This is a genomic window from Pseudomonas sp. Hz4, assembly GCF_054898165.1.
In genome coordinates, this window is record NZ_CM142719.1 from 2,868,990 (window position 1) to 2,886,797 (window position 17,808).

11 protein-coding genes are annotated in these 17,808 nt (G+C 58.8%); 7 read left to right on the plus strand and 4 right to left on the minus strand.

Translation table 11 applies throughout. From position 1 onward, the window contains the following. Positions 1–86 precede the first annotated feature (86 nt). The 6 genes from ACYZTR_RS13110 to ACYZTR_RS13135 all read left to right on the plus strand — a co-directional run bounded on the left by ACYZTR_RS13110 (position 87) and on the right by ACYZTR_RS13135 (position 12,212). On the plus strand, positions 87–1,403 hold the full coding sequence (locus ACYZTR_RS13110) for an MdtA/MuxA family multidrug efflux RND transporter periplasmic adaptor subunit (protein ID WP_461979382.1): 1,317 nt from the start codon (positions 87–89) through the stop codon (positions 1,401–1,403). Next, complete coding sequence (locus ACYZTR_RS13115) at positions 1,400–4,504, plus strand: MdtB/MuxB family multidrug efflux RND transporter permease subunit (RefSeq protein ID WP_461979384.1); 3,105 nt, start codon at positions 1,400–1,402, stop codon at positions 4,502–4,504. The genes ACYZTR_RS13110 and ACYZTR_RS13115 overlap by 4 nt, the downstream gene beginning before the upstream one ends. Next, positions 4,501–7,608 carry an efflux RND transporter permease subunit gene (locus ACYZTR_RS13120; protein WP_461979386.1) on the plus strand — a complete coding sequence of 1,036 codons (3,108 nt, stop codon included), beginning with the start codon at positions 4,501–4,503 and terminating at the stop codon, positions 7,606–7,608. The genes ACYZTR_RS13115 and ACYZTR_RS13120 overlap by 4 nt, the downstream gene beginning before the upstream one ends. Beyond that, positions 7,605–9,086 (plus strand): efflux transporter outer membrane subunit, encoded by a 1,482-nt coding sequence (locus ACYZTR_RS13125; RefSeq protein WP_461979388.1) that lies wholly within the window; start codon positions 7,605–7,607, stop codon positions 9,084–9,086. Before ACYZTR_RS13120 ends, ACYZTR_RS13125 begins: the two co-directional genes overlap by 4 nt. A 205-nt stretch (positions 9,087–9,291) precedes the next feature. Beyond that, complete coding sequence (locus ACYZTR_RS13130; RefSeq protein WP_461979390.1) at positions 9,292–11,373, plus strand: putative bifunctional diguanylate cyclase/phosphodiesterase; 2,082 nt, start codon at positions 9,292–9,294, stop codon at positions 11,371–11,373. A gap of 92 nt (positions 11,374–11,465) precedes the next feature. After that, on the plus strand, positions 11,466–12,212 hold the full coding sequence (locus ACYZTR_RS13135; RefSeq protein ID WP_461979392.1) for an SDR family oxidoreductase: 747 nt from the start codon (positions 11,466–11,468) through the stop codon (positions 12,210–12,212). Positions 12,213–12,362: 150 nt separating this feature from the next. Here ACYZTR_RS13135 and ACYZTR_RS13140 read toward each other — a convergent pair whose 3' ends face one another. Next, entirely contained in the window at positions 12,363–13,199 is an 837-nt protein-coding gene (locus ACYZTR_RS13140) for an IS3 family transposase (RefSeq protein ID WP_461979710.1), read from the minus strand. 46 nt (positions 13,200–13,245) lie between these two features. Next, positions 13,246–13,530, minus strand: coding sequence for a transposase (locus ACYZTR_RS13145; protein ID WP_461979394.1), 285 nt, complete (start codon positions 13,528–13,530; stop codon positions 13,246–13,248). 354 nt (positions 13,531–13,884) lie between these two features. On the opposite strand from ACYZTR_RS13145, the gene ACYZTR_RS13150 reads away from it, so the two are divergent. Next, positions 13,885–14,466: a hypothetical protein gene (locus tag ACYZTR_RS13150; RefSeq protein ID WP_461979396.1), complete on the plus strand. Its 582-nt coding sequence runs from the start codon at positions 13,885–13,887 to the stop codon at positions 14,464–14,466. Positions 14,467–14,772: 306 nt separating this feature from the next. On the opposite strand, the gene mapR is transcribed toward ACYZTR_RS13150, so the two are convergent. Next, a complete protein-coding gene (mapR, locus tag ACYZTR_RS13155) occupies positions 14,773–16,182 on the minus strand; it encodes a GntR family transcriptional regulator MpaR (RefSeq protein WP_461979397.1) in 1,410 nt (469 codons plus the stop codon). 130 nt (positions 16,183–16,312) lie between these two features. After that, positions 16,313–17,743: a cytochrome c oxidase accessory protein CcoG gene (gene ccoG / locus ACYZTR_RS13160; protein ID WP_461979399.1), complete on the minus strand. Its 1,431-nt coding sequence runs from the start codon at positions 17,741–17,743 to the stop codon at positions 16,313–16,315. Between the last annotated feature and the right edge of the window lie 65 nt (positions 17,744–17,808).

The window sequence follows — 17,808 nt, forward strand, 5'->3', positions numbered from 1 at the left end:
AAGGTAAATTGCCGGTAAAGGCGCTTTGCTTAATACCCACCAGTGCTTATCGTTCAGCCTCCTGTAGAAAGAAGCTCACGCGCCCAATGGTTGATCATTCCATGCAATCCTCCGTTTCCCGTAGTCCCCGTCGCTGGCTGTTTGGCTTGCTTGTCCTGTTGGTCATCGCTGGCCTGTGCTGGAAATTCTGGCCCACCGGCACTGCCCAAAAAGAGGGCGCAGGGCAAAAAGCCGTTGCCGGACACACCGGCAGGTCGGGAGGGATGCGTCCGGGTTTCGGGGGGGCGACCGGGCCCGTTCCGGTGCGTGTCGCGCCAGCGGTCAAGGGCGACTTCCCGCTGTACTACAGGGCGCTGGGTACCGTGACGGCGCTGAACACCATTAATGTGCGCAGCCGCGTCGGTGGTGAGCTGATGAAGATCTCCTTCGAAGAAGGGCAGATGGTCAAGGCTGGCGATCTGCTGGCTGAAATCGACCCGCGTCCTTACCAGAACGCCTTGCTCCAGGCCGAAGGCACGTTGCTGCAGAACCAGGCACAACTGAAAAACGCCCAGGTCGATGTGGAACGCTATCGCGGCCTGTATCGCGAAGACAGTATCGCCAAGCAGACCCTGGACACCGCCGAAGCACTGGTGGGCCAGTATCAGGGCACGGTCAAAACCAATCAGGCGGCGGTCAACGACGCCAAGCTCAATCTGGAATTCACCAAGATCCGCGCCCCGATTGCTGGGCGCGTGGGCTTGCGTCAGCTGGATGTCGGCAACCTGGTGGCGGCCAACGACACCACCGCGCTGGTGATCATCACCCAGACCCAACCGATCAGCGTTGCCTTCACCTTGCCGGAAAACAGCCTGGAAATCGTGCTGGCCCGTTATCGCACTGGCGCCAAACTGCCCGCCGAAGCCTGGGATCGTGGCGACACCAAGTTGCAGGCCACTGGCGTTTTGCAGAGCCTGGACAACCAGATCGACGTCACCACCGGCACCCTGAAATTCAAGGCTCGTTACGAGAACCGTGATCAGGCGCTGTTCCCGAATCAATTCGTCAACGTCCATCTGCTGGCCGATACCCTCAAAGACGTGGTGCTCGCACCTTCGGCAGCGATTCAGTTCGGCACCAACGGCACGTTTGTCTACGCCCTGGACGGCGACAAGAAAGTCACGATTCGTCAGTTGAAAGTCGGCGCCAGTGACGGTGAAAACACCGTCATTACCGAAGGCCTGGCCCCAGGGGATCGCGTTGTCCTTGAAGGCACCGACCGCTTGAAGGAAGGCAGCGAAGTGGAAGTGGTCAACGACACCAAGGACGTGCCGACGACCCCGACCGGCCAGCTGCAAGGTAAATCGGCGGCCAACGCGATTGAGCCGGCGACCACCGACAAGGCGAAAAAGGGCGGCGCATGAACATCTCGCGGCTGTTCATCCTTCGCCCGGTAGCCACCACCCTGAGCATGCTGGCCATTATCCTGGCCGGCGTGATCGCCTATCGGTTGCTGCCGGTGTCGGCATTGCCTCAGGTCGATTACCCGACCATCCGCGTCATGACGCTGTATCCCGGCGCCAGCCCGGATGTCATGACCAGCGCCGTGACCGCGCCCCTTGAACGTCAATTCGGGCAGATGCCCGGCCTGACGCAGATGGCGTCGACCAGTTCCGGCGGCGCTTCGGTGCTGACCCTGCGGTTCAGCCTCGACATCAACATGGACGTCGCCGAGCAGCAGGTGCAGGCGGCGATCAACGCCGCGACCAATTTGCTGCCCAAAGACCTGCCGGCGCCGCCTGTGTACAACAAGGTCAACCCGGCGGACACCCCGGTGCTGACCTTGGCCATCACCTCCAAAACCATGCTGCTGCCCAAGCTCAATGATTTGGTCGACACGCGCATGGCGCAGAAAATTGCCCAGATCAGCGGCGTCGGCATGGTCAGCATTGCCGGCGGCCAGCGTCAGGCTGTGCGGATCAAGGTCAACCCTGAAGCTTTGGCGGCCAATGGCTTGAACCTCTCCGACGTGCGAACCCTGATCGGTGCGTCCAACGTCAACCAGCCCAAGGGCAACTTCGACGGCCCGACCCGGGTGTCGATGCTCGATGCAAACGATCAACTGACCTCGCCCAAGGACTACGCCAACCTGATTCTCGCCTACGCCAACGGCGCGCCGCTGCGGCTCAAGGATGTGGCGGAAATCGTCGATGGCGCGGAAAACGAACGTCTGGCGGCGTGGGCCAATGAAAACCAGGCGGTGCTGTTGAACATCCAGCGCCAGCCCGGTGCCAACGTCATCGAAGTGGTCGACCGGATCAAAGCCCTGCTGCCGAGCATCACCGACAACCTGCCGGCCAGTCTCGAAGTCACCGTGCTGACCGACCGCACCCAGACCATCCGCGCCTCGGTCACCGACGTGCAACACGAATTGTTGATCGCCATTGCGCTGGTCGTGATGGTGACCTTCCTGTTCCTGCGTCGAGCCAGCGCCACGATCATTCCGTCGGTCGCGGTCCCGCTGTCGCTGATCGGCACCTTCGGCGTGATGTACCTCGCGGGTTTCTCGGTCAATAACCTGACCCTGATGGCACTGACCATCGCCACCGGTTTCGTGGTGGACGATGCGATCGTCATGCTGGAGAACATTTCCCGATTTATCGAAGAGGGTGACAGCCCCCTGAATGCGGCGCTCAAGGGCGCCAAGCAGATCGGCTTCACGCTGATTTCCCTGACCCTGTCGCTAATCGCCGTGTTGATTCCACTGCTGTTCATGGCCGACGTGGTGGGGCGCTTGTTCCGTGAATTTGCCATCACCCTGGCGGTGGCGATCCTTATTTCCCTCGTCGTCTCGCTGACCCTGACGCCAATGATGTGCGCGCGCCTGCTCAAGCGTGAACCCAAGGAAGAAGAACAGGGCCGTTTCTACCGGGCCAGCGGCGCCACAATTGATTGGATGATCGCGGCTTACGGGCGCAAGTTAAAGTGGGTTCTCAAGCATCAACCGCTGACCCTGATGGTGGCCATCGGAACGCTGGCGTTGACCGTGTTCCTTTACATGGTGGTGCCCAAGGGCTTCTTCCCGGTGCAGGACACCGGGGTGATCCAGGGCATTTCCGAGGCGCCGCAGTCGATTTCCTTCGCCGCCATGAGCGAGCGTCAGCAGGCATTGGCCAAAGTGATCCTGACGGATCCGGCGGTGGAAAGCCTGTCGTCCTATATCGGTGTGGACGGTGACAACTCGACGCTCAATAGCGGTCGTCTGCTGATCAACCTCAAATCGCACAGCAATCGCGACTTGAGCGCAACCGAGGTGATCGCACGTCTGCAACCGGAACTGGACAAGCTCACCGGCATTCGCCTGTTCATGCAACCGGTGCAGGACCTGACCATTGAAGACCGCGTCAGCCGTACTCAATATCAGTTCAGCATGTCGTCGCCGGACTCGCAGTTGCTGAGTCTGTGGAGCGGTCGTCTGGTGGACGCACTGACCCAACGGCCGGAGCTGACCGACGTTGCCAGCGATTTGCAGGACAAGGGCTTGCAGGTCTATCTGGTGATTGACCGCGATGCGGCGTCGCGGGTCGGGGTGTCGGTGTCGAACATCACCGATGCGCTGTACGACGCCTTCGGTCAGCGGCAGATTTCCACCATCTACACCCAGGCCAGCCAATATCGCGTGGTGCTGCAATCGCAGTCCGGCGAGAAGATCGGCCCGGATGCGCTAAACCAGATTCACGTGAAAACCACCGACGGCGGGCAAGTGCGCCTGTCCAGTCTGGCGCACATCGAGGAGCGTCAGGCCCAACTGGCGATCACTCACATCGGTCAGTTCCCGGCGGTGATGATGTCTTTCAACCTCTCACCCGGCGTGGCGCTGGGGCATGCGGTGGAGATCATCGACCAGGTACAAAAAGACATCGGCATGCCGATTGGTGTGCAGACCCAGTTTCAGGGCGCGGCCGAGGCATTCCAGGCGTCGCTGTCGAGCACCTTGCTGCTGATTCTGGCGGCAGTGGTGACCATGTACATCGTGCTCGGCGTGCTCTACGAGAGTTACATCCACCCGATCACCATTCTCTCGACCTTGCCCTCGGCGGCGGTCGGCGCTTTGCTGGCGCTGCTGTTGAGCGGCAATGACCTGGGAATGATCGCGATCATCGGCATCATCCTGCTGATCGGTATCGTGAAAAAGAACGCGATCATGATGATCGACTTCGCCCTCGACGCTGAGCGCAATCAGGGCATGGACCCGGAAACGGCGATCTATCAGGCGGCGCTGCTGCGTTTCCGACCGATTCTGATGACCACACTGGCCGCGTTGTTCGGCGCGGTGCCGCTGATGCTAGCGACTGGCTCTGGTGCAGAACTGCGTCAACCGTTGGGTCTGGTGATGGTGGGTGGCTTGTTGGTGAGTCAGGTGCTGACGCTGTTTACCACTCCGGTCATCTATCTGTACTTCGACCGCCTCGGCCGGCGCTGGGGGCGCACGTCTGAATCCGTGGAAGCGGTAGAACAGCCATGAACCTGTCCGGACCTTTCATCAAGCGCCCGGTCGCGACCCTGTTGCTGAGCTTGGCGATCATGCTGCTGGGCGGCGTGAGCTTCGGCCTGTTGCCGGTGGCGCCGTTGCCGCAGATGGACTTCCCGGTGATCGTGGTTCAGGCGAGCCTGGCCGGCGCCAGCCCGGAGGTCATGGCCTCGACCGTGGCCACGCCGCTGGAGCGCTCCTTCGGCGCCATCGCCGGGGTCAACACCATGAGCAGCCGCTCCAGCCAGGGCTCGACCCGGGTGATTTTGCAGTTCGACCTGGACCGCGACATCAACGGCGCGGCCCGGGAAGTACAGGCAGCGATCAACGCCTCGCGCAACCTGCTGCCGAGCGGGATGCGCAGTATGCCGACCTACAAGAAGATCAACCCGTCCCAGGCGCCAATTATGGTGCTGTCGCTGACCTCCGACGTGCTGGAAAAAGGCCAGCTTTACGATTTGGCCTCGACGATTTTGTCCCAGAGCCTGTCTCAGGTGCAGGGTGTCGGCGAAGTGCAAATCGGCGGCAGTTCCTTGCCAGCGGTGCGCATCGAACTCGAACCGCAGGCGCTCAACCAGTACGGCGTGGCGCTGGACGATGTGCGCAACACCATCGCCAACGCCAACGTGCGCCGGCCCAAGGGCTCGGTCGAAGACAGCCAGCGGATGTGGCAGGTTCAGGCCAATGATCAACTGGAAAAAGCCAAGGATTACGAGTCGCTGATCATTCACTACGCGGACGGCGCTGCCCTGCGCCTGAAGGACGTGGCCAAGGTCAGCGACGGCGTTGAGGACCGCTACAACAGCGGTTTCTTCAACAACGACGCGGCAGTACTGCTGGTGATCAACCGCCAGGCTGGCGCCAACATCATCGAGACGGTCAACGAAATCAAGGCTCAGTTGCCGGCGTTGCAGGCCGTATTGCCGGCCAGCGTCAAACTAAACCTGGCAATGGACCGTTCGCCGGTAATCAAGGCGACCTTGCACGAAGCGGAAATGACCCTGCTGATTGCCGTGGCGCTGGTGATTCTGGTGGTGTTCCTGTTCCTCGGTAACTTTCGCGCCTCCTTGATTCCGACCCTCGCGGTGCCCGTGTCGCTGGTCGGCACCTTTGCGGTGATGTACCTCTACGGATTCTCCCTGAACAATTTGTCGCTGATGGCGCTGATTCTAGCCACCGGCCTGGTGGTGGACGACGCCATCGTGGTGCTGGAGAACATTTCCCGGCACATCGACAAAGGCGTGCCGCCGATGAAGGCCGCGTACCTTGGGGCGCAGGAAGTCGGCTTCACCTTGCTGTCGATGAACGTCTCGCTGGTGGCGGTGTTCCTGTCGATCCTGTTCATGGGCGGGATTGTCCAAAGTCTGTTTCGCGAGTTTTCCATCACATTGGCAGCGTCCATCGTGGTGTCACTGGTGGTCTCGCTGACGCTGACGCCGATGCTCTGCGCCCGCTGGCTCAAGCCACATACGCCGGGTAAGGAAAACCGATTGCAACGCTGGAGTCGGCGGGCTAACGAGTGGATGGTCGGCAAGTACGCGACAAGCCTGGACTGGGTGCTGCGTCACCGCCGGTTGACCTTGCTTAGCCTGGTCGTGACAGTTGGCGTGAACATTGCGCTGTATATCGTTGTTCCTAAAACGTTTATGCCTCAGCAGGACACCGGTCAATTGATCGGTTTCGTGCGTGGCGATGACGGGTTGTCGTTCAGCGTGATGCAGCCAAAAATGGAAACCTTCCGCCGTGCCGTTCTCAAGGATGACGCGGTGCAAAGCGTCGCCGGCTTCATCGGCGGCACCAACGGCACCAACAACGCCTTCATGCTGGTGCGGCTGAAACCGATCAAGGAACGCAACATTTCCGCGCAAAAAGTCATCGAACGCCTGCGCAAGGAAATGCCCAAGGTTGCCGGTGCGCAGTTGATGCTGATGGCCGATCAGGACCTGCAGTTTGGTGGCGGTCGTGAACAAACCACGTCGCAGTATTCCTACATCCTGCAAAGCGCCGATCTTGGCGAGTTGCGCGAGTGGTACCCGAAAGTCGTTATCGCACTCAAGGCTTTGCCGGAATTGACCGCGATTGACGCCCGTGAAGGGCGCGGCGCCCAACAAGTGACGCTGATTGTCGATCGGGATCAGGCCAAGCGCCTGGGTGTCGACATGGACATGGTCACTGCGGTGCTGAACAACGCTTACAGCCAGCGGCAGATTTCGACGATTTACGACAGCCTTAACCAGTATCAAGTGGTCATGGAGGTCAATCCGAAATATGCCCAGGACCCGATCACCCTCAAACAGGTGCAGGTGATCACCGCTGACGGCGCGCGGATTCCGTTGTCGACTATCGCTCATTACGAAAACAGCCTGGAAGACGACCGCGTCAGCCACGAAGGCCAGTTTGCTGCCGAAAGCATTTCCTTCGACATGGCGGAAGGCGTGACGGTGGAGCAGGGCACGGCGGCCATCGAGCGGGCCATTGCCCGACTCGGCATGCCGGAAGACGTGATTGTGAAAATGGCCGGCACCGCCGACGCTTTCGCCGCGACCCAGAAGAGCCAGCCGTGGATGATTCTCGGGGCGCTGGTGGCGGTGTATCTGGTGCTCGGTGTGCTGTATGAAAGCTACATCCATCCGCTGACCATTCTCTCGACCTTGCCGTCGGCAGGGGTCGGCGCGTTGCTGTCGATTTATGCGCTGGGCGGTGAGTTCAGCCTGATTTCGTTGCTTGGGCTGTTCCTGCTGATCGGTGTGGTGAAGAAAAACGCCATTCTGATGATCGACCTGGCGCTGCAACTGGAACGGCATCAAGGCCTGGCGCCGCTGGAGTCGATTCGCAGTGCCTGTCTGCAACGTCTGCGACCGATTCTGATGACGACCCTGGCGGCGATCCTCGGCGCGTTACCGTTGCTGCTGAGCCGCGCCGAAGGTGCGGAAATGCGTCAGCCGCTGGGCTTGACCATCATCGGCGGGCTGATCTTCAGCCAGGTGCTGACCCTTTACACCACCCCGGTGGTTTATCTCTATCTCGACAAACTGCGCCACCGCTTCAACCACTGGCGTGGGGTGCGTACCGATGCTGCTCTGGAAACTCCGCTATGACTGACCGTTCGCTTATCAATCTGGCTGCACCGCTGGTTACGGCCCGAGGCTCGCGCTTGTTGAGCTTGGCGCTGTGCGTGGCGATGCTCAGCGCCTGCGCCATCGGCCCGGACTATCAGCGCCCGCAAGCCGCCTCGCCGGTGCAATACAAGGAAGCTGCCGGCTGGCGTCAGGCCAACCCAAGTGATTCCCTGGCACGTGGCGCCTGGTGGGAGTTGTATGGCGATCAACAGCTCAATGGCCTGATCGAAAAACTCAACAGCGCCAACCAGACCGTCGCGCAGTCCGAAGCCCAGTACCGTCAGGCCCAGGCTTTGGTGCGCAGTGCTCGTGGTGCGTTTTTCCCGACTGTGGACCTGACCGTCGGGAAAAACCGCTCCAGTCAGGGCGCCGGCAGCAGCAGTTCGAGCCTGACCAGCTCTTCCAGCGGTATTCGCGACACCTACACCGCTCAGGCCGGGGTCAGTTGGGAAGCGGATATCTGGGGCAAACTGCGCCGTGGACTCGAGGCCGACACCGCCAACGCCCAGGCCAGTTTTGCCGATCTGGCGGCGATGCGTTTGAGTCAGCAGTCGGAACTGGTGCAGAACTATCTGCAACTGCGGGTGATCGACGAGCAGAAACGCCTGCTGGAAGCGACGGTCGAGGCCTATCAGCGCTCGTTGAAAATGACCGAAAACCAGTACCGCGCTGGTGTCTCCGGCAAGGATGCGGTGGCGCAGGCTCAGACTCAGCTCAAAAGCACCCAGGCGGACATGGTCGACCTGATCTGGCAGCGCGCTCAGTTTGAGAACGCCATTGCCGTCCTGATCGGTCTACCGCCGGCCGAATTCAGCCTGGCTGAAACTCCAGACATCCCGGTGCTGCCTCAGATTCCGCTGAACCTGCCTTCGCAGTTGCTTGAGCGCCGCCCGGACATCGCCTCTGCCGAACGCTCGGTGATGGCTGCCAATGCCAACATCGGCGTGGCCAAGGCGGCCTACTACCCGGACCTGACGCTGAGTTTGAACGGTGGCTATAGCAGCAGCACGTCCTCCAATTGGATCAGCGTGCCGAACCGTTTTTGGTCGGTCGGGCCGCAATTGGCCATGACCTTGTTCGACGGCGGTCAGCGCTCGGCGGAAGTCGACCGCAGCGAAGCGGCATATGACGAAACCGTGGCCAAATACCGTCAGACTGTGCTCGATGGCTTCCGCGAAGTAGAAAATTACCTGGTTCAGCTAAAGGTTCTGGAAGACGAATCCGAAGTGCGCCAGCAGGCACTGGATTCGGCGCGTGAGTCGTTGCGGTTGACCGAGAACCAATACAAGGCCGGGGTGATTGCTTATCTGGATGTGGTGGTGGTTCAGGCCACGGCATTGAGCAATGAACGCAGCGTGCTGAGCTTGTTGCAGAGTCGCTTGATCGCCAGTGTGCAGTTGATTGCGGCGCTGGGCGGTGGCTGGGATGGGGCGTTGCAAGTGAGCGAAAAAGAATAGGCGCCAGCTCAACTGATCGTTCCCACGCAGAGCGAGGGAACGATCATCGGGGGGGCAGTTGATGTGAAACCTTAAAACAAATGTTTCATCGGTTTGATGGCCCTTTGCTAATTTTGTCAGTGCTTTCGTATGCGGAATCAGTACAATCGCCCCATTTACCCCCCGAGAATGGAAGCAGTACGGAGGGGCAGTCGCGAGTCGTCTCATGCTTATCGGTAGCTATTCCCCCACGCTGGTTATCATCTCGCTTTTTGTGGCGATTCTCGCTTCCTATACCGCACTCGACCTGACCGAACGCATCGCCACAGCCAAGGGCCGCGCCGTGCATTTATGGACGGCGGGTGGCGCCTTTGCCATGGGGGTTGGCGTGTGGTCGATGCATTTCATCGGCATGCTCGCGTTCGAATTGCCCATCGACCTGAGTTACGACATCAGCATCACGTTGCTGTCACTGCTGATTGGCATCCTGTCCTGCGGCTTTGCCCTGTGGCTGGTCAGCCAGCCACAATTACCGGCCTGGCAATTGGCATTCGGCGCGCTGGTCATGGGCACCGGGATCAGCGCCATGCACTACACCGGCATGGCCGCCATGCGCATGCAGCCGGGTATCGATTACGATCCGACGCTATTCGGCGCCTCGCTGCTGATCGCCGTAGTCGCTTCGGGCGCCGCGTTATGGATCGCTTTCCGCCTGCGCCAGCACACGCCTTATGTCGGCCTGATCCGTGGCGGTGCCGCGGTGATCATGGGCCTCGCGATTGTCGGCATGCACTACACCGGCATGGCGGCGGCGCGTTTCCCTGACGGCAGCTTCTGTGGGGCGGCCGTCAACGGTTTGAATGGCAAGGGTCTGGACAATCTGGTGCTGATCACCACCCTGGCGGTGTTGAGCCTGGCCTTACTGACCTCGATCCTCGATGCGCGCCTTGAATCCCGCACCGCAGGACTCGCCCGCTCATTGACCGAAGCCAACCGCGAACTGACCCAACTGGCCCTGCATGACACCCTGACCGGCCTGCCAAATCGCGTGTTGCTGGCTGATCGCATCGATCAGGCGATGTCGAGGGTGCGTGAGCAAGGCGGTTGTTTCGCGTTGATGTTCATCGATCTGGACGGTTTCAAACCGGTTAACGATGCCTTCGGTCACCATATGGGCGATCAGTTGTTGCGTGAGGTCGGCCTGCGCCTGCGCGAGGATTTGCGCAGCCAGGACACCCTGGCGCGGATCGGCGGTGATGAGTTCGTATTGCTGGTGCAGCTCGGCGAGCAGAGCGACGCATTGAATCTGGCGGCCCGTCAGGTCGGGCTGATCGCGCGCTCGTTCCGGGTCGCCGAACATGACTTGCAGATATCCGCCAGCGTTGGCATCGCGATTTTTCCGGGTAACGGTGAAACCGCCGAAGAGTTGCTGATGAATGCCGACGCGGCGATGTATCACGCCAAGGGCGCCGGGAAAAACGGCTATAGCTTCTTCGATGCCTCGATGAACTGCAACGCGCGCAAACAGCTGCAATTATTGCAGGACTTGCGGATCGCCCTCGATCAGCAGCAGTTCAGTCTCTATTACCAACCCAAGTTCGATGCCAGCAATGGCCGGCCGGTCGGCGCCGAGGCGTTGTTGCGCTGGGTGCATCCGACCCAGGGCATGCTGATGCCGGACAGGTTCATTGAACTGGCGGAAAAGACCGGGCTGATCATTCCGATTGGCGAGTGGGTCCTCAACGAAGCCTGCCGTCAGATGCGCGAATGGTATGTGCTGGGGTACACCGACTGGCGCATCGCCGTGAACCTTTCCGCCTTGCAGTTCTGCCACGCGGGCCTGGTTCAGAGTGTCGCCAACGCCCTGGCCACTCACCATTTGCCGGCCAACAGCCTGACCCTTGAGATCACTGAAACCACTGCCATGAGCGACGCCGATGCGAGCATGACCGTGCTTCAGGAGCTTTCGACAATGGGTGTCGACCTGTCGATCGATGACTTTGGCACCGGCTATTCGAGTTTGATGTACCTCAAGCGCTTGCCAGCCAATGAACTGAAAATCGACCGGGGGTTTGTCCGCGATCTGGAACGCGACAGCGATGACGCCGCCATCGTTTCCGCCATCGTCGCCCTCGGGCAGGCGCTGGGGTTGCGGATCGTCGCCGAAGGCGTGGAAACGAACTCGCAGCAAGACTTCCTGACGCAACTCGGTTGCGACTCGTTGCAGGGATACCTGCTTGGGCACCCGCTGCCGGCCGAACGCTTCATGGTGGATATTCACCGCGCAGAGAATGTGGCGGTGTGTTGAGAACCAGCTGATTGATGTGAGCCCATGCAAAAGCCTGCGATGACGGTTATTCTTGGCCCCGACTGCTAACGCTGGAAAGGGGGAAAGTTCGCATGGACAAAGTCATCGTCATCACTGGCGGCAGCCGCGGTATCGGCGCCGCCACAGCCCTGTTGGCTGCCGAACAAGGCTATCGGATCTGTATCAACTACCTGTCCGACGAATCGGCTGCGCAAACTGTGTTGGATCAAGTCCGCGCCCTCGGCGCCCAAGCCATCGCGGTGCGCGCTGATGTCAGCATCGAAGACGAAGTGATCGCGCTGTTCCACCGCGTGGACACGGAACTGGGCCGGGTCACGGCACTGGTGAACAACGCCGGCACCGTCGGGCATAAGTCCCGGGTCGATGAAATGTCCGAATTCCGTATCCTCAAAATCCTCAGAACCAACGTCCTGGCACCGATCCTCTGTGCCAAGCACGCGATCCTGCGTATGTCGCCCAAACATGGCGGGCAGGGCGGCAGCATCGTTAACGTGTCCTCGGTGGCCTCACGCTTGGGCGCCCCCAACGAGTACGTCGACTACGCCGCCTCCAAAGGTGCTTTGGATACGTTCACCATCGGTCTGTCCAAAGAAGTGGCCGGCGAAGGCATTCGCGTCAACGCGGTGCGTCCTGGTTACATCTATACCGACTTTCATGCGTTGAGCGGTGATCCCGATCGGGTCAGCAAGCTGGAGTCGGCGATTCCGATGGCCCGGGGCGGACGACCGGATGAAGTGGCTGAGGCGATTGTGTGGTTGCTGTCGGACAAGGCTTCTTATGCCACGGGAACTTTTGTCGATTTGGGCGGGGGGCGCTAAGTCCATACATTTGCATTGTTTGTGCGGGCCTCTTCGCGGGCAAGCCACGCTCCCACAGGATTTGTGTCGTTCACAACCTTCTGATCGACACCGTCAATTGTGGGAGCGTGGCTGAACTGGTCCAGTAATTTTGGACATTTTTTTCGGTTCTCACGCCGCCAACTTTTCCGCTGCTACAGGTGAGTGGTAACCGTTGTAACTATGGCGCCTGACGTTGTTGTAGCGCGCCACATAGCGGTTTATATCAACTCGGGCTTCGTGTTCTGAGTTGTACCCATTTTCAGGTACCCATTCTGACTTCAAACTTCCAAAAAAACGCTCCATCGGGGCGTTATCCCAGCATTGGCCTTTTCGACTCATGCTCTGCCTAAGCTCGTGCGCCATCAGTTCGTCCCTGAATTTATGGCTGGTGTACTGACATCCCTGGTCAGAATGAAACAGTACACCTTTAGGTCGTCCTCTCAATTCGACGGCCATTCGCAGTGATTCGCGCGCCAGCGTCGCGTCTGCGACCAGTGAAAACGACCAGCCCACAACACGTCGCGCAAACAGATCCAGAACGACTGAGAAGTAGAGCCAGCGCTTGCCCAGCTGGATATAGGTGATATCCGCGCACCAAACCTTGTTGATATCAGCTACGTAAAACTCACGCTCCAACTCATGCTCAGCCACCAGCGACTCAACGCCCGATGACTTGTATTTGTGAGGTCTACGCTGACGGCTAGCGATCCCAGCTTCCTTCATCAAACCGCGGGCCATGTAGCGGCCCACCTGATGGCCGTCGCCCCGCAGGTCTTCGGAGAGGGTTCGTGCACCTGCCGAGCCTCTTGATGCCTTGTGGTATTTAATCAAAACAACCTTGAGCGCTTCGCGCTCCGGGTTGGTTTTACCTTGGCGCTGGCGCCAAGCGTAATAGCTGCTGCGGTTGACTTCAAACACGCGGCAGCAGTCTCTAATACCGTATTGCTCGCCCAGCTCACTGATCAGAGGGAATGATCTTTGGAGTCCAAAAGCAGGAGAGCACTGGCCTTTTTTAGGATTTCGATATCCCGGTCTTTCTGCCTGAGCAGAGCTTTAAGTTCCTGGATTTGCTTCTGGTCGACGGTGATCGCCTTGGTACCGGCAAGCGTCGATCCGGCGCGCTCTTTTCGCACCTGCTCAACCAACGGCGCAAGGCTGTTGGGCCGATATCCAAGCTGGCACAGGTCTCGGGAATCGGCTGATCCTCATCGAGCACCATGCTTGCAGCTTTGAGTTTGAACTCATTGGAATAGGATTTTCGCATCATCATGCACACCTCAGATTTGGGCGCCATCATAGCGCGCTATTGATGTGTCCAAATTCATTAGGCCAGATCAGGCTTGCCCGCGATGAGGCCAGTACAGGCAACATCAAACCCTTAGAACGACCGCACAATCTGTCCCAACGTTTCCATGGCCTTCTCCTAGTCCTCAGTCCGCGGGCTCCCGTAACTCAAGCAATAGTCGCCTCCCGATCGCCTGTCCGTTGGCTGTGACATTCTTAGAATGTGCAATTCGATCTGAAATAAATTTCCTTTATTTTGAATGGTTATAAAAACCTGTCATTTATGACAGGTGTTATTGTTTGTTCCTGTAATTATATTGGAGGCGTGGTTTGGTTTGAATGTTAGTCAACTGAATGGAGTTAAATCATGAGTACGGATCGCCAGAAATCATTCACCGCACGTTTGCGCTTTGGGGAGTTTTCCGTTTGTTTTTTGGAACTATCGTTAAAGCCGGAGGCAATCAGTGGGAAATATTCAGGGCGCGTCAACGCTGCATTCTCAAGTGGGGCGGGATTTGCACAGTTTGTTGAGTCGGATTATTTATGTATGAATAACAAGCTTTTACCTAATTCCGCAGATCTTCTGTACTTTCGATATGTCGATGGTGGCTATCACATTATCGTCCGCGAACCGAGTCCGAATTATGGGAAACACGTAGGCTATTCGGGAGGTTGGTTAAAAGCATCAAATGATCCGGCGCTTTGGTATTTGTCGAGGCCTGAAAATGACACGCAGAGAGTTACGCTTGATGATTTGGGGGAGGGAGGAGAGTCAGAACTGATCCTCAGGTGCGGTCACGGAATTATGGGGCGTGGGCCTTATCAACAGGTGGATAATTCCCTCTCGTATGCTTACCTCGGCACTAATTCAGATGAGTGTGATCTTCCCTTCATGTTTAAGATTATTGAGCGGAATGTGCCTTATGTAAGCAAACCTGATGAAGTTTGATTGTCTGAGCGCGATTAGACTTGAATGTTCTGGTTGGGTCGTATTACTAAAAAGGTTTGGCTGTCTGTCGACTTTATAAAAATTTACTGTAAAGCTTGAAAAGCTTAAATGGCAGACAACCAAACCTTTCCATGTTTCTTCTGCGCTTCATGATTTGTATTGGTGAAAAATCAAGAGTTCGTCTGTCCTACGTCTAAAGTGTACGTTCTTGCATCATTTACCGGCCACTAATGATTTTTATACTACCGTAGTTTCTGATGGAACTTGCGTGCCCGCGAAGGCGTCAGTCGTGACGCCATCAAGCCTTCAAAACGACCGCACAATCCGTCCCAACGTCTCCATCGCTTTCTCGGCAGTCTCATCCCAAGGGCTGCCGTAATTCAGCCGAATACAATTCCTGAACCGCTGGGTCGGTGAAAAAATCGGCCCCGGTGCGATGCTGATCCCTTGCGCCAACGCCATCTGAAACAACTTCAGCGAATCCATCTGCGGTGGCAATTCCAGCCACAGGAAGTAGCCGCCGGCGGGTTGACTGACGCGCGTCTGCGCCGGGAAGTAGCGCGCGATGGCGGCGAGCATGGCGCGTTGCTGTTCTTCCAGGGCGTAACGCAGCTTTCGCAGGTGCCGGTCGTAGCCACCGTGTTGCAGGTAATCGGCGATGGCTGCCTGGGCCGGCATCGACGCGCACAGAGACGTCATGAGTTTGAGGCGTTCGATCTTCTGCGCATAGCGCCCTGCAGCGACCCAGCCGATGCGGTAGCCGGGGGCCAGGCTTTTGGCGAACGAACCGCAGTGCATCACCAGCCCTTCGGTATCGAAGGCTTTCGCCGGTTTCGGCGCCTGTTGGCCGTAATAGAGTTCGGCGTAGACGTCGTCTTCGATCAGCGGCACTTGATGGCTGCGCAAGAGCTCAACCAGTTCCTGTTTCTTCGCCTCGGGCATCGTCGAACCCATCGGGTTCTGGAAGCTGGTCATGCACCAGCAGGCTTTGATCGGGTGGCGTTCCAGGGTTTGCGCGAGTACGCCAAGGTCGATGCCATCGCGCGGATGCACGGGGATTTCGACGGCTTTGAGCTTCAGCCGTTCGAGTATTTGCAGGCAGGCGTAGAACGCCGGGGCTTCGATGGCCACCAGGTCACCGGGTTCAGTGACCGCTTGCAGGCACAGGTTCAGCGCTTCCAGCGCGCCGTTGGTGATCAGCAGTTCTTCCATGGGCAGCATCAGCCCGCCGACCATGTAGCGCAGGGCGATTTGCCGACGCAGCTGCGGGTTGCCCGGCGACATGTCGGTGACGACCATGCGCGGGTCCATCTCTCGGGCGGCGCTGGCCAGGGAGCGGGACAGGCGCTGCAGCGGGAACAGGGTCGGGCTGGGAAAGGCCGAGCCGAAGGGCACGGTGTTGGGGTCCTTGATCGAGTCGAGTACCGAGAACACCAGTTCACTGACGTCAACTTCGGTGGACTCGTTGACCTGGCTGCTGATCACCGGCTCCGAGAATGGGCTCGGCGCGTGCGCGTTGACGAAATAGCCGGAACGCGGGCGAGCGCGGATCAGGCCACGGCGTTCGAGCAGGTAATAGGCCTGGAACACTGTGGACGGGCTGACCCCATAGGTCTGGCTCGCGTAGCGCACCGACGGCACGCGCTGGCCGGGGCCGAGGACGCCGGTGCGGATCAGTTCAGCGATGTCGTCGGCGAATTTTTCGTAGCGTTTCATCGAGTGCCTGGATAGGTGTAATACAGAAAAATCGAGGTGACTTCTTCGCGGGCAAGCCTCGCTCCTACGGTCCGGTGTTGACTGTAGGAGCGAAGCTTGCTCGCGAACGGCAGCACCGCAGTCTAAAGGCTCAACGATTCATCGGCGCAACAAACCGGGTCTTCGCCACGCTATAAATCTCTGGCTCATCACTGTCGACAATCTTGAAGCTGATGCTCTGCGAACGGCTGCTCGGCCGTTCCGTGGTCATCGCCACCGACACTGGCACATCCACAATCTCACCGGGCACCAGGCTCAGTTCGGTCTTGCCTTGCAATTGGAAGCCGTCGCCATCGACCAGGGTCAGACGATAGTCCTGACGTTGCTGGGTCTTGTTGATGACTTTCAGGCTGTAGATGTTTTCGATCTGCCCCTGACTGTTCTCGCGGAACAGGCCACGGTCCTTGCTGACGTCCAGCGAGACCATCGGCCGCTCAACCAGCGCCAGGGCAAGCGCACCGATCATCACCAGCAGCACCGCGGTGTAACCGATCAATCGCGGCCGCAACAGGTGAGTCTTGCCACCTTGCAACTCATGTTCCGAGGTATAGCTGATCAGCCCACGGGCGTAGCCCATTTTGTCCATGATCGAATCACAGGCGTCGATACACGCGGCGCAGCCGATGCATTCCATCTGCAAACCGTCGCGGATGTCGATGCCGGTCGGGCAGACCTGCACGCACAACTGACAGTCGATGCAATCACCGAGGCCGACGTCAACCGGCGCCACGTCACGTTTGCGCGGGCCACGGTTTTCGCCACGGGCGACGTCATAGGAGATGGTCAGGGTGTCCCTGTCGAACATCACGCTTTGGAACCGCGCATACGGGCACATGTGCATGCACACTGCTTCACGCAGCCACCCGGCGTTGACGTAAGTCGCACCGGTGAAAAACAGCACCCAGAACAGACTGACGCCACCCATCTGCAAGGTCAGCAGTTCTTCGGCCAGCGGCCGGATCGGGGTGAAGTAGCCGACAAAGGTCAGGCCGGTCAATAGGCTGATGGCCAGCCACAAAGTGTGCTTGGCCGAGCGGCGGATCAGTTTATTCAAGCCCCAGGGCGCGGCTTGCAGCTTGATCCGCTGGTTTCGTTCGCCTTCGGTGATCTTCTCGCACCACATGAAAATCCAGGTCCAGGAACTCTGTGGGCAGGTGTAACCGCACCAGACCCGTCCGGCGAACACGGTGATCGCAAACAGACCGAAGGCAGCGATGATCAGCAACGCCGACAGCAGGATGAAATCCTGCGGCCAGAAGGTTGCACCGAAGATGTGGAATTTGCTCTCGGAAAGGTCCCAGAGCACCGCTTGGCGGCCGCCCCAGTTCAACCACACCGTGGCGAAGAACAGCAAAAACAGAAACCCCGCGCCGCTCACGCGCAGGGTGCGGAATAAACCGGTGAAGCTGCGGGTGTGAATCAGGTTGTCGCTGGACTTGGCCTTCATCTTTGGACGCGAAGGCTCGTAGCTGTGTACTAGTGGAGCACTTTCAACAATTCGGACGGGGATTCTATCGCTCATGGTCTTTCGCTCATCAGCCTCCATCAGGCCTGAGCACTATGAGCGGCGATCTGTTTGCATAACAG

Bases quoted from the DNA above. Each gene is read 5' to 3' on its own strand.
- ACYZTR_RS13110 (WP_461979382.1), top strand. From the start codon at position 87: ATGGTTGATCATTCCATGCAATCCTCCGTTTCCCGTAGTCCCCGTCGC.
- ACYZTR_RS13115 (WP_461979384.1), top strand. From the start codon at position 1,400: ATGAACATCTCGCGGCTGTTCATCCTTCGCCCGGTAGCCACCACCCTG.
- ACYZTR_RS13120 (WP_461979386.1), top strand. From the start codon at position 4,501: ATGAACCTGTCCGGACCTTTCATCAAGCGCCCGGTCGCGACCCTGTTG.
- ACYZTR_RS13125 (WP_461979388.1), top strand. From the start codon at position 7,605: ATGACTGACCGTTCGCTTATCAATCTGGCTGCACCGCTGGTTACGGCC.
- ACYZTR_RS13130 (WP_461979390.1), top strand. From the start codon at position 9,292: ATGCTTATCGGTAGCTATTCCCCCACGCTGGTTATCATCTCGCTTTTT.
- ACYZTR_RS13135 (WP_461979392.1), top strand. From the start codon at position 11,466: ATGGACAAAGTCATCGTCATCACTGGCGGCAGCCGCGGTATCGGCGCC.
- ACYZTR_RS13145 (WP_461979394.1), bottom strand. From the start codon at position 13,530: ATGATGGCGCCCAAATCTGAGGTGTGCATGATGATGCGAAAATCCTAT.
- ACYZTR_RS13150 (WP_461979396.1), top strand. From the start codon at position 13,885: ATGAGTACGGATCGCCAGAAATCATTCACCGCACGTTTGCGCTTTGGG.
- mapR (WP_461979397.1), bottom strand. From the start codon at position 16,182: ATGAAACGCTACGAAAAATTCGCCGACGACATCGCTGAACTGATCCGC.
- ccoG (WP_461979399.1), bottom strand. From the start codon at position 17,743: ATGAGCGATAGAATCCCCGTCCGAATTGTTGAAAGTGCTCCACTAGTA.